Origin of the sequence: Aphanothece hegewaldii CCALA 016 (assembly GCF_003007785.1) — a bacterium.
GTDB lineage: Bacteria > Cyanobacteriota > Cyanobacteriia > Cyanobacteriales > Microcystaceae > Chroococcus > Chroococcus hegewaldii.
Genome location: NZ_PXOH01000058.1, coordinates 1 through 11,798, shown reverse-complemented (window position 1 = coordinate 11,798; position 11,798 = coordinate 1). Strand labels below are relative to the sequence as shown.

The window sequence follows — 11,798 nt, the reverse complement described above, 5'->3', positions numbered from 1 at the left end:
GTTAGCACTCGCGGTCATATAAACAATTAACGATGAGTAATATTACTCAGTATAACAGGTTTGCAGACACGCCCTAGTTCACTAGATGATAAAGTGATATTGTAGCGGCTTAGATGGATTTGAAATATTTCTTTTCTTTCTTTTTCTTGAGGTAAATCGACAAAGAAAATTTCATCGAATCGTCCCTTACGAGTTAGTTCAGCAGGAAGCTGCTGGATCTGATTTGCAGTGGCGACAACAAACACGGGGGCTGTTTTGTCTTGCATCCATGAAAGAAGTAACCCAAAGATGCGTTGTGAGACACCGCTATCGCCTGAAGCTCCTGAACTAGCTCCCGCTAATGCTTTTTCTAATTCATCAATGAAAATTACACAGGGCGCGATTGCTTCTGCTGTTTTTAAAATTCGTTTTAAATTTGATTCGCTCTCTCCAACAAAGGAACTGTAAACTGAACCCATATCTAGCTTTAGAATAGGGACATTTAATTGTTTGCCAATTGTTTTAGCGATCAAAGATTTTCCCGTTCCTGGAATTCCCACTAATAATACTCCTTTAGGGGTTGGTAAGTTCACATTTTCTAATGTTGCGTTAAAGAGTTTAGCTCGTTTTTGAAGCCATTCTTTTAAAGAGTCTAGTCCTCCTACATCAACTTCAGGAGCAGGGCAAAATTCAACATTTAGTTTTAAAAGTTCCTTGATTTTTAAGTGAAGGATAGTGAGGATCGAGCTTTCATCTAATTTTCCATTGTTGGTTATTGTTGCGATTCTTATCGCATCAGCAATTTTATTTAGTGATAATCCCTGTGCTGCTCTTGATAATGTCTCTGTTTGTTCCTGACTAAGAGAAATGGCTATTTGTTTTGATTCTAAGTCTTGGATCACTAATTTTAGATGATTCTGGATTTGGTTAAGGTCGGGGAGTTTATTTTCTAACTGGTAAATCAGTCCATCAAATTCTTTACTTATTTTACTGTCTTGCCCTAAAAGAATAATTTTTTGTTTTGAGCGTTTTAGGCTAAAACAGAGATTTTTGAGTTTTCGGACAATGGCTAAATCGAATCGATTCGGGTCAGTTCCTAAGTAATAGTGTAGATCGAGGAGGATATATAGCTCCTTGTTGGTTGAAGATTCAATATGATTCAGTAAATCTATAATTGGATCAGTAGTTACTTTAAAGTTTGTGCTTTGGGCAATAATTCCCGTTTCCTTATTTAAAGTAAGTTTTTCCAAACCATTACTTAATGTCCAGCAATAGGTGGGTAGTGATAGTTTTGGATGATTGGAAACTTCTGTGATAATTTCTTCAATTACTGCTTCTTCTTCGACGCTTGGCGATTCAAGATTAATTACAGAGATGCTGGCTCGAATTAAATTAACCAGTTCAGTAGCAAAAGTCATGGATTTTCTTCGTTAAAATCGTTTAATAATATTTCAAGAATTGAAAGGACATAGAATAATCAAAACTTTTTAGATAATTTGTTATTTTGACCTAATTGATTTTATTATTGGTAATTTTTAAGTTTTTGTTTTTGTTGAATTTGAGTTTGATGGTACTCTGTTTTAAAAGTTCTATCTTCTATTTTTCCTAAAACTTCTTCTAAAGCTTGGGTTAGATTAGTGCAGCTTTTTCCATCACCCTGTATCACTTCTAGTTCCTGTGTTCCATCATCGTTGAAGGTAATTAATATTTCAGTCATCTTTAAAAGTTCCTTATAATTTAATGGGTTTTGCTGTTAGGAAACAGATCATAGTTCTGGTGTGACGCGCTGATCTATCGTCTGATGACTTGTTTTTGAGGTACACTCAACAATCTAAGCTGTAATCGTCCGTCTTGATGACGGGTTCGCTCTACTGTCATTCCTCGGCTACGGGCAAAGTTTTCAGTACAGACAACGCTATATTCTTTTGTTAGTTCTTTTATAAATCCTTTTAAGGGATTTGCAGCATCCCATTCACTGATGATTGCGTTATAGATGCCATCCTCGCTGCGATGGAAACCTAGATCGTTTGATGCTGGATTTATTTGCTCTCTACGCACGATTAAATGGGCCACTTGTTGACGGCGATCGCCTCGGTAGCCATATAAGTGTTGTTCCGTTTCATGTACTTCAACCTGCCAGCCTTTAAGGTTTTTGATTGCTGTAATTAAAGCATTTTGATCTTTAAATTCAGTTTTTACTTTTGTAAAGTGTGACATTGATTTTACTCCTTCTATAAAAATTAAGCGGTGTACCCTTGGTTAGTCAATTGATTCAAATTTATAGTTCTTTCTTAGTTTTGTATCGATTTATCCCAGTAAGTTTTAAGAATTGATTATTGAAATAAATCAATACATTCAACGTTAATACTCTTCCTTTATAAAATCATCCATTCTGCTAAGGCTCGATGCCCTTTTCCTTCTGTTGTTAATAAGGTAGTTTCTTCACTTAATGCCACTTTAAGGTTATCAATGGCTTGATCGATTAATTGTTGGTTGTTGTCTTTACTAACTTGAATTAATAAATCTAAGTCATTGCTTAATCCTTTAAGGCTTTGATCGAAGTTGATCAAATTTTGACAACGTAATAAGGCTTCTTGCAGCTTAGATACAGAACGATCACTAAGTTTATTTTTAGATAATGTTGTAAGTTTAGGAAGCACGTCAGCAAGTATTTCGCAAAATTCATTAGTTGCTGTTTTGATGACAGTTGTTAATTGTTTTTGTAAATTCTGTTTGTATTCTTTTTGTAATTCTTGAGCCATTTTTGCTTGTGTTCTTCTTAGTTCACTTTCGGCTAATTCAGCGTCAATTTTTGATTGTTCTGCAATCGATGGAATTCGGGTTAGCTGAGTGATTTCAATATAAAAGTCTTCTTTAATCTGTTCTGGTGTTGGAAAAGACTTTAAGAAATTTTTGATGATTATTTCCTGTTCTGATATTTCTAAATCGTTGGTTGTTAATAGCTCATTAATTACTTTAATAGACTCATGTTTCTTACTTTCATATAAACTTAATATTTTAGTTAAGTAAATATTTCTCTTTCTCTTTAACTTTTGAAAATTACGAGTTATTTCCTCTAAATTATCTTCAATTGTAAACCAATTAGGTTCAATATACCTCATTAATTTATCATTTTTTAGCCTTTTTTTAGCAAAATAGTTTAATTTATTGAGATAGCTGTTGAGGGTATCTAGGAAAGGAACTTTTGGTTCTTTAATATTTCTTTTTCTTAAGTATTCTATGGTTTCTTTTTTAATGCCTAATGTTTTCCACTCTAAAGTGTAGGAGCGTCGCCCCCCATGAATTGAAAAATTGAAAAGCCATAGGGATTGATCGCGATATTCGTCTAATTTTCTATATCTAACCTGTATTTGGTCGATCTCTAAGCTTTCTAAAATGCTCTGTTCTGTTTGAGTTGTGGTAGTCATCTTAGTCCTCATGGTTGCATTCAATTAAAAGATGGCGATAGCCATTAGTTAGACATCAACGAAAGAAATTGACGGCAGATGAATTAAATATCTGCTGATTCTGAGTTTTCCTGTAGTTTTGCTATGATTTCAAGGGCTTTTGAATGATTATGGGGAAGGAAGACCCTTAATTTCCAGTTAATAATTTCACTTTCTGCACCCCATCTTGAGAGTATCCTTACTGTCGCTTCATCGTAGATCTCTAAAATTTCGATCCGATGGCGGTGAGCGACTTTGTGAAATTGTAATTTATATTTTCCAACTTCAATAGGAGTAGAAGATTGTAGTATTAGCTCGTATAGGCTAGAGTTTGATAGTTTGATCTGGCCGAGATTAAAGTTGTTGTATACTGATTGGATTAGTTCACTTTTAATAATTCGGCCTAACAGCACTTCTTCTGTATCCGTAGTTAGTCGGTAAACTTTCAGGTTTTCTGCGATTTTAAGCTTATCCCAGATGGGTAGGAGTAATCCTGTAATTAGATAGAAAGTTTGTGTTTTAATTTTAGGAGCAATCTGTATTTCTTCTTCCCAGTGTTGCTTGAGCTTCTCAACCGAGATGGTTTCCCAAGGGGCTTTAATTTCTCCTAAAGTTTCTTGACCGTAACATAAAGTTGGGTAGAGGAGTCGGTAGCGAGATTCTGTTGCACCAGAAGAAGTGATGGTGGAAGTTGTCGGAATAGCGATCGCTACTTTATTTTCTAAGGTGTGATATAAAGGAATTCCTTTATCTAAGTACCTTTGTACTTCCATCCATTGTTTAATCGGATACGGATCGCTACGTTCAATTTCAACGCATTCTGTTTTTGCACCCGATGAATGAGAGTAGATGCAGTGTCGGGATAAGATTTTGAAGTTAAGAGAATGAAGGGTTTCAATTCCAACTTGAAAGGTTCCGTTTAACTTAGCAATTTTTATTCTTTCGTCGATTAGGAATTCAAAGAGGCTAAATACTTGGTTTTGGCGATTAATAGGTAAAGCTAGGACTCGATTGAGAAATTGATGGAGTGGTGGTAGGTCTTCTTTTAGCTTTCCCTGATAACTCAGGGTTAGTCCTGTGCTTTTTTCAAACTCTGCTAGACCAAATTCGGGAAATTCTGATGAGTAAATTTTTTGGTAAAGTTCTTTTAGTGCTGCTTTTGCATATAGGCTATCTAGGTTATCCTCCTCTCGGTAGAGTTGATTTGAGCCTGTTTCCCGTTGTCCTTTGGTTAATGCCCCTAAAGTCGCTAGTCGTCGGCAGATGGTTGAAAGAAATCTTTTTTCTCCTTTGACATTAGTGGTGACAAGGCAAAACAGAGGGGGAACAACTTGATTGCTTCTGTGCGATCGCCCCAATCCTTGTAAGGCACTGTCGGCCGTCCAGCCGCTTTCTAACACGTAGTGTTTACGACGGCGTTGATTTGATACATCAGGGCTGCTGTGGTAGGAGCGTCCTGTGCCACCTGCGTAGGAAAAAACTAAAATCTGTTTTTTTCCTTCCATAAAATCCTGTGCTTCTTTTAGATTAGCAGAACCAGGGCGAGTCTGTATCTTACGAACTCCCCTTTCCTCAATAACACGGATTTTTCTGCCCGTAATTTCTGCAACCTGTTCGTGACCAAAATGCCAGATTAGTTGATCGAGGGCCGTTGGAATAGGAGGCATCAAAGCTAAATCTCGAATTAATTTTTGTTGAAGGGCTAGAGCTTCATTGGAATGAATAATTTGATGATCTATACTTAAACGCGAACATAGTTCTCCGTTTTCGTTAGTGTAAATTTCATAAAGTTGGGTTGGAAAGCTATTTTCTAAATAGTCGAGGATTAATTCTCTTGGTGTTAGATCGATATCCAAGTGCGACCATTGTTCGGTAGGAATTTGAGTTAGCCTACGTTCTAAAAGAGCCTCATTGGTGCTAACGATTTGAATAATGACTGCCAATTCCTGTTCTAAGTCTTTTGAAATTGATTTCAGTAGACTGGGCATTTTCAGGGCTGTTAATAGATAATTAAAAAATCTTTGCTGGTTACTGTAGAATGTGCTTTTTGCGGTGGCATTAGCCTGTTTGTTTAAGTTTTTTCCTCCAAGTTTAATATTCGTTGCTTCTAATGAGAGTTCTAAATTTTGTAAGATTTGTGAAAAGCACTGAGCATAGGTATTGTATATTTCAACCTGCTCTGGTGTTAGCTCATGTTCTAAGCATTCATACTCAACTCCATCGAAGCTTAAATTTCTAGCACAATAGAGGCCAAGTCTTTTAAGATCTCTTGATACAACTTCCATACCTGCGATTCCTGCTGCTTCAATTTGAGCAACGAAATCTTGATGGCTACTAAAAGGAAAGGGTGAGTGATTCCAGAGTCCGAGACGTTCGGCATATCCTAAATTGGTTGCGGTGGTCGCGTTGGTTGCAGAAGCATAGAGAATTCTCGAACAAGGAAGCTGTCTTTGCAAACGCAATCCTGCACTTCCTGAGAGAGAAGCTTTTTTGTCTCCTCTTTCGCCGACCCCTGGTAGTGCGTTAGCCAAGCAATGACTTTCATCAAAAGCGATAATTCCTGCAAAATCTTCTTTTAGCCATTCTACTAATTGCTCGATTCTTGATGGTTTTCCTTCTTTAGCTGGAGTAATTAAAGTGTTGTAGGTGGTAAAGATGATTCCTTCAGTCCAGGCGATCGGATCACCTAATTTGAATTTCGAGAGTGAAATAATTTGTTCGGGATTCCCTCCAAGAAGTGTCCACTCTTTTTGAAGATCGTGGATTAATTTGTCTGATTTTGTGATCCACAGGGCGCGTTTTCGTCCCTTGATCCAGTTATCGATTATGATTGCACAAATTTGACGAGTTTTTCCTGCTCCTGTTCCGTCGCCAATCATATATCCCTGGCGGTATCGGGTTCCTGAATTTGCTCGTTCTAGGTTTTCTGTTTCACGATTATAAATGTAGTAATCTTTTAAATACTGATTATGGGCTTGTCCTGCGTAGATCACTGTTTCTAGTTGGCTTGCTGAAAGTAGTTTTTCTTCTAAAATCCGTGATGGAAGTTGAGGCTGGTACTCTGGAACTGGGGGAGCGATGGCCGCCATTGCTGCTGATTCGGTTAGTGGTGATGGATGGGGATAGAATGAGCTAAATTGAAGAACTTGGCACTGATAGGATTCATAGAGTTTTCCAGTGATTTGATTCGGCTTTGGTTCTTGAGTTGTATATTTTACTGTTACCGGTCGTTGCCATTCCTTCTTTGCTCCTTCGTGGGGTAATGTTTTAGGAATTAGTGCAATTAAAGGTAAATTAAGCCAGATCGGTTCGGGTTTGTCTTCAATGAGTTTTCGTTTGGGTAGATCGCTAATTAATTGAGTTAGGGTTTCGAGATTGTTGGTGGTTGGGTGATGTTGTCCTTCTAGATTCAGTTGCTTATCGAAGATATGGATGCGTGTATCAATATTTGTTCCGTGAGTTTGATAGAGTTTTCCTGAAATGCCGACACTCATGATACAACTTGCAATTTCTTTATAGAGAGTATAGTCTAGAATGCCAGGGGAGAGGATGACTAACCTTCCGCCTTTTTGGAGTCTTAGTAAAGCAGAGCGTAGGTGTTTGTGAAAGATTCTTGAGTCTTTTCGCTGCGTTTTATAGATACTGCTAAAGGGCGGGTTCATTAAAATAGCAGTTGGCTTAAGATTGATAGGTAGATAATCATTGATTTGTTCAGCATTCAGGCTAAAGAGTTTGGCTGATTTAAAGTTGCGTTTGAGACATTCAACTCGTCTGGGGGCAACTTCATTTAAGATTAACTCAGTCCCGATTCGTTGTCCCCATAAAGCAAGAAAACCAGTACCAGCACTTGGTTCTAAGAGATAATCTGATGGTTGCAATTGGGCTGCTTGGGCCATTAAGTATGCAATAATAACAGGCGTTGAAAATTGCTGTAATTGAACCTGCTCAAGCGATCGGTAAGTTTGGTTGGGGAGGATAGATTGAAGTTGAATTAGTGTCTCTAGTGTGATTGTATCTTGCTGAAGTAGATACGTGATTATATTAGTTTCTAATTCATCGTAAGCATCCTTCCATTGCCATTGTTCTCCCCAAAGGGTTTTGGCATGAGTGCAAAGATGCTGTGGGGTGATTGGTTGTAATTTTTGAAGTTGGATTAACATCAGTTGTCAAAAAATGAGTATTAATTACAGAAGAGTTTTTTTTTCTTTAAAAAAGGGAAAGTAATCGCTATTCAATAACGATTACTCTGATTAATTAGAAGAAGGGAATACTAGAATTCGTTTGATTGAAGTTTTTTAGAGTAGAAAGAGCTAGAGTCGCGTCAAGAACTGGTTGAAGTTCACTATTTTTCCATTGCAGTGTTACACAATTATTAAATAATTGATCAGGAATATTGTAATAGTTTAAGGTTAGATAATTGTGTTTAATTTTCCAATGACTAATCAGTGATTCAGTTTCTTTGATTAGATTTAAAACTGGATCTTCAGGTTTAACTTCTAAGAATAGATTGTAGAATCGATACTTCCACTTAGTTCTAATTTGTGAAATGTACTGTTGATTCATTAATTTTAAAGCTTCCTCAATTCTAAGATGCTTATTAAAGAGATAGCTTTTGGATTCTGCTTCAAATTTTAGGGTAATTTGAATTTTTTTAGAACTATTTTCTTTAAATATTGTTTCAAGTTGTTGATAGTGTCCGTTTCCGTTATTTTGTAGGGTAATCATATTTTTGATTCGACGATAGATCGTTTAATATAAGCCGTTAGGCTTATTAAATGTGTCGTAAAAGCATTGTCTAGTTGCGTAGATTTCTCTCCACGTTTCTGGGTGGGTGGGTCGGCTTTAAAAAAGAAGGTATATCGGATACCTTCATTGGTTTTTATTAGATTAAAATTTTACAAAGTACCGCAGTGCAACTATTCATATAACCGTAGTTAACTGTTGAAAGGGGTGCGCTGATAATGTTTTGTTCAATTAGTGGCTCTAGGATTCCCGTATTTTCTTGCCCAATTTTAATGTAAGCATGATTCTCAGGAGGAATTAATCCATAGTCAGCTAAGTTTACGGTTATCGTACACAAAGGGCTACCTGTCTCGGTATACGCTTGCAGACGAGTTGTTCGGTTGGGGTACAACTCTTTTTTGATAGTTGCCTTAAAGCCAAACAGTTTTAGCATAATTTGATACCTATTATTTTTTCACTCTTATAAAGTCGCTAGACTTTATAAGAGTGAAAAAAAAATTCCACAATTTGTGGAATTTCTTTTAAGTCTTTATAAGTTAAAACCCGTTCTCTGTATTGATTCTAGAGTTTTGACCTTTTTATCCAAGTTTAAGTTTTCAGGAATCTCCCGTTTGCACTGAAGTTCTGAACGGATAATCGTTGGCTTTGTCAATTGAATTGTTGTATTCTCAATAAGGAGACAATCTGTATCTCCTCTATAGCTAAGGTGTTCTGGGCATTCATATCCGAAAAAGGTTTCGGTTTTGCTATGAGTTGAGTAGATTGTTACCACTTCAATTTGTGAAGTTTTAATTGCATTGGGGCAAAATGACTCAGCAGCAACGGGAGGAGTGGCTACCGCGTTAATAGTGCAATTAAGTAGTCCAATTAAACTGGTTAGTTTTTTCATTTCTTTGATCCTTTATGAAAAGAATTGAAGTTGTTTCTCACGTCTTTTGGCTTGTCGTAATTTACGACGTTCAATTTTTTTAATGCGGTTTTGAGATTCTTTTTGGATTTTCTTTTTGTTCATGATAAATTTCCAAAAATTTCATCTTTAAAAAGGCGATCCGCTTTTGCGGATCTGGCTGAAAGCCAGCGCGCCTTTGGGTGGGCTGGTGGGAAAAAGTTATTTAATTAGTTATCCTCCTTTTGCGTGAAGACAGGATGATGGCTCACTTTTAGAGTGAGAATAAACTTTTTCTTAAAGTATTGTTATGGGTGTCGTTCATTTAGTGGGTGGACAAAAAGGAGGGTCAGGTAAAACGTTTTTTGCTCGAATCTTGTGTCATTATTTCCACGCTCATAAACTGGCTGTGCAAATTCTCGATGCAGATCCGCAGCAAGATCTTTATCGAGTTTATGGTGGAATTGGGGGAATTCAATTCTGGGGGGGTGATGCTGATGCTGCTGCTTACTCTAAGTCTTCTAATGAAATGGATATTTTATATGATTTAGCAGTTGAGCATCCGTTGGTTTTAGTGAATTTGCCTGGGAATGCACAGGAAGGATTAGCGTGGTGGTTAACCGCCAATCGATTACTAGAATCAGAATTACAGGATATTGAATTTCGTTACTGGTATTTGTGCAATTCACTTCAAGGATTAGAGGCATTTAATCAGTCTTTAGCTTTTTTTGCAGGTAAGTTGGCGCATTGTTTAGTTTTAAATCAGTTTGGTGCGCCCGACTGGGATTATGCTCAATTTAGTCAAATTAAACATATTTCATTGCCTGTTTTACATCGTACTGAAGCACAATTATTTAACGATCCTTCTCATCCTTTGACTTATGGTGATGCGCTTAAGGTTGGAATGTTGCCTCGCTTGGCTCAAAAACGTCTATTTGATTTTTTGTCCGTTGTCTTTGCTGATTTAGAAGTGACAGGTTGGTTGGATAAGCCGAATCTTCCTGTTCCTGTACCTACTAGCAGAGTGAAAAAACGTAATAGCAATAGTCAGACGGCTGAGGTAGATCTTGTTGAAGAGGTAGGAAATGGAAGCAGAAACCAGACCTGATGTGTTAAGTGCAGTAGATGAAGAAGAAATTCAAAAATTAATCTCATTGATTGCTCAATCTGACGATGATGTTTTGATTGCTCCTGAAATCGCTGATTATAACGATCTATGCTTACATGATGTTCTGAAACATAAAACCCCTCAGGAGCGGCAAGATTTAATTGATTACTTGTTACGGTCAAATGTCACCCGAAACGATCCGCTTTTTGGAGTGCTGGTCTGTTTTGGGGATCTTCAATTAGCTCCAAAGAAGCTTAATCGTCTGTTTCGAGTTTGGGCGCAGCGTTGGCAAGATGGCATTATTGTTGCTAAAGGTGTTTTTGAAGCGCATATCAATCGTCTAGAAACTTTAACTCAAGAGCATGACAAATTATTGAAGTCTCAAAGTAAAACTTCAATGGATTTACAGGCTAGTGATATTGCGGCTACTGTTAATACCTTAGTTAAGCAAGCCTCACTGACGAAAGTATCTCATGATATCTATGCCTTAATTGCTTCTGGAGCTATTTTGCTAGGGGCTGTGGGAATTGGGATTGTTTTGGGTTTATCTGTTCCTTTATTTCGTTCTCCCGTTCCTCTTGATCCTTCTAAACCGCGTGTACTGACTTTAGAAGAAAAAATGGCAATGCAGTGGGGCTTAAGTGATACGGGTCGTTGGGTGCGTTCCAATCCTGAGCAGGTGCGTTGGTTGAGAAGCCCTGAAGGTCGGTTTGCTCAATCTTTCACTACGTGGAATCAAACTTTGCTTTCTTTTAGAAAAGGTCAACGTTTGTGTATTGAAGATCAAAAGAAATTGGGAATTACTCTTTCAGTTGAAGGTCGTTTAGTTCGATCTGGAACCTGTACTTTGTGGGTTGTTCCTCCAGAAAAACGTCAGTTTGTTGATTCTAGGTAGATTCATTATGATTAATAAGAAATTGATTGCTTCTTTATCTTTAGTTCCTTGGGCCGCGATGCTTGCTTTTCTCCCTTTTCCTGAATCATCCTCAGAGCGGGTTGAAGCTTTTCCATCGCAGCAAGTTCCCGTAGAATATGAGAATCAGATAATCGGATCTGTTGAAATGCCTGATTGGAATTATTTTAGTTTTTCTGATTTTGAGCCAGTTCTGACTTCAGGTTCGATTAATTCTTCTGAGTATGATGTTAATGAAGTTGGCTATGATCTTTCAAGGCAGTGGAATAGTGGCGATCGCATAGAATCAATTTTGACTTTAGGTGATTTAGAAGAAATCATGGATGCCCAACAGTTTTCTTTAGATAATATTTCTGAGATTACAGGAGATGATCTGTCTTTGGTTTCGCTCGATCAGTTTCCTTTACTGGGGCAGTCTACTTTAAGTGAATTAGTTAATACAATTCCTCAGTGGCAAAATCTTAATCTACGTGTTAAAAATGTTCCTGCTTTAGCTAAATTGCTTAATGGTCAGACTATTCCTGGAATTAAGGCGGGCCCTAATCAACGTGTGGCTAAGGTACTTAAGTGGTCTAAGTTTGCTAATCTATCTTTTTCACAAATGCCTCCTGAAATGCAACAGACACTTAATATTACTCAAGTGATACCAAATCCGTAAAAGAGAACCCATTTATCTGATAGACTGTGGGAATGGGAAGAAAAGCACATTTAGAAAATTATCTA

11 protein-coding genes are annotated in these 11,798 nt (G+C 37.3%); 3 read left to right on the top strand and 8 right to left on the bottom strand.

Annotation, left to right across the window (positions count from 1 at the left end):
- Positions 1 to 26 precede the first annotated feature (26 nt).
- The 8 genes from C7H19_RS24055 to C7H19_RS24020 all read right to left on the bottom strand — a co-directional run bounded on the left by C7H19_RS24055 (position 27) and on the right by C7H19_RS24020 (position 9,057).
- Complete coding sequence (locus tag C7H19_RS24055; RefSeq protein ID WP_106459447.1) at positions 27 to 1,397, bottom strand: AAA family ATPase; 1,371 nt, start codon at positions 1,395 to 1,397, stop codon at positions 27 to 29.
- Between the two features lie 104 nt (positions 1,398 to 1,501).
- Positions 1,502 to 1,696 carry a DUF2997 domain-containing protein gene (locus C7H19_RS24050; protein WP_106459446.1) on the bottom strand — a complete coding sequence of 65 codons (195 nt, stop codon included), beginning with the start codon at positions 1,694 to 1,696 and terminating at the stop codon, positions 1,502 to 1,504.
- A 74-nt stretch (positions 1,697 to 1,770) separates the two neighbouring features.
- The gene (locus C7H19_RS24045; RefSeq protein WP_106459445.1) at positions 1,771 to 2,196 is read right to left on the bottom strand and encodes a DUF1257 domain-containing protein; all 426 of its coding nucleotides are present in this window, start codon (positions 2,194 to 2,196) and stop codon (positions 1,771 to 1,773) included.
- A gap of 158 nt (positions 2,197 to 2,354) precedes the next feature.
- Positions 2,355 to 3,407, bottom strand: coding sequence for a hypothetical protein (locus C7H19_RS24040; RefSeq protein ID WP_106459444.1), 1,053 nt, complete (start codon positions 3,405 to 3,407; stop codon positions 2,355 to 2,357).
- A gap of 83 nt (positions 3,408 to 3,490) precedes the next feature.
- Complete coding sequence (locus tag C7H19_RS24035) at positions 3,491 to 7,585, bottom strand: strawberry notch family protein (protein WP_106459443.1); 4,095 nt, start codon at positions 7,583 to 7,585, stop codon at positions 3,491 to 3,493.
- A 94-nt stretch (positions 7,586 to 7,679) separates the two neighbouring features.
- Positions 7,680 to 8,150: a hypothetical protein gene (locus C7H19_RS24030; protein WP_106459442.1), complete on the bottom strand. Its 471-nt coding sequence runs from the start codon at positions 8,148 to 8,150 to the stop codon at positions 7,680 to 7,682.
- Between the two features lie 157 nt (positions 8,151 to 8,307).
- The gene (locus tag C7H19_RS24025) at positions 8,308 to 8,601 is read right to left on the bottom strand and encodes a hypothetical protein (protein WP_106459441.1); all 294 of its coding nucleotides are present in this window, start codon (positions 8,599 to 8,601) and stop codon (positions 8,308 to 8,310) included.
- Positions 8,602 to 8,697: 96 nt separating this feature from the next.
- Positions 8,698 to 9,057, bottom strand: a complete 360-nt coding sequence (locus C7H19_RS24020) for a hypothetical protein (protein ID WP_106459440.1) — start codon at positions 9,055 to 9,057, stop codon at positions 8,698 to 8,700.
- Between the two features lie 307 nt (positions 9,058 to 9,364).
- Between C7H19_RS24020 and C7H19_RS24015 the strand changes: the two genes are divergently transcribed.
- The 3 genes from C7H19_RS24015 to C7H19_RS24005 are packed head-to-tail and all read left to right on the top strand — an operon-like array spanning position 9,365 to position 11,733.
- Complete coding sequence (locus C7H19_RS24015) at positions 9,365 to 10,162, top strand: nucleotide-binding protein (protein WP_106459439.1); 798 nt, start codon at positions 9,365 to 9,367, stop codon at positions 10,160 to 10,162.
- Entirely contained in the window at positions 10,140 to 11,057 is a 918-nt protein-coding gene (locus C7H19_RS24010; protein WP_106459438.1) for a DUF6753 family protein, read from the top strand. Before C7H19_RS24015 ends, C7H19_RS24010 begins: the two co-directional genes overlap by 23 nt.
- A gap of 7 nt (positions 11,058 to 11,064) precedes the next feature.
- Positions 11,065 to 11,733 carry a hypothetical protein gene (locus C7H19_RS24005; protein WP_106459437.1) on the top strand — a complete coding sequence of 223 codons (669 nt, stop codon included), beginning with the start codon at positions 11,065 to 11,067 and terminating at the stop codon, positions 11,731 to 11,733.
- The last annotated feature ends 65 nt before the right edge of the window (positions 11,734 to 11,798 follow it).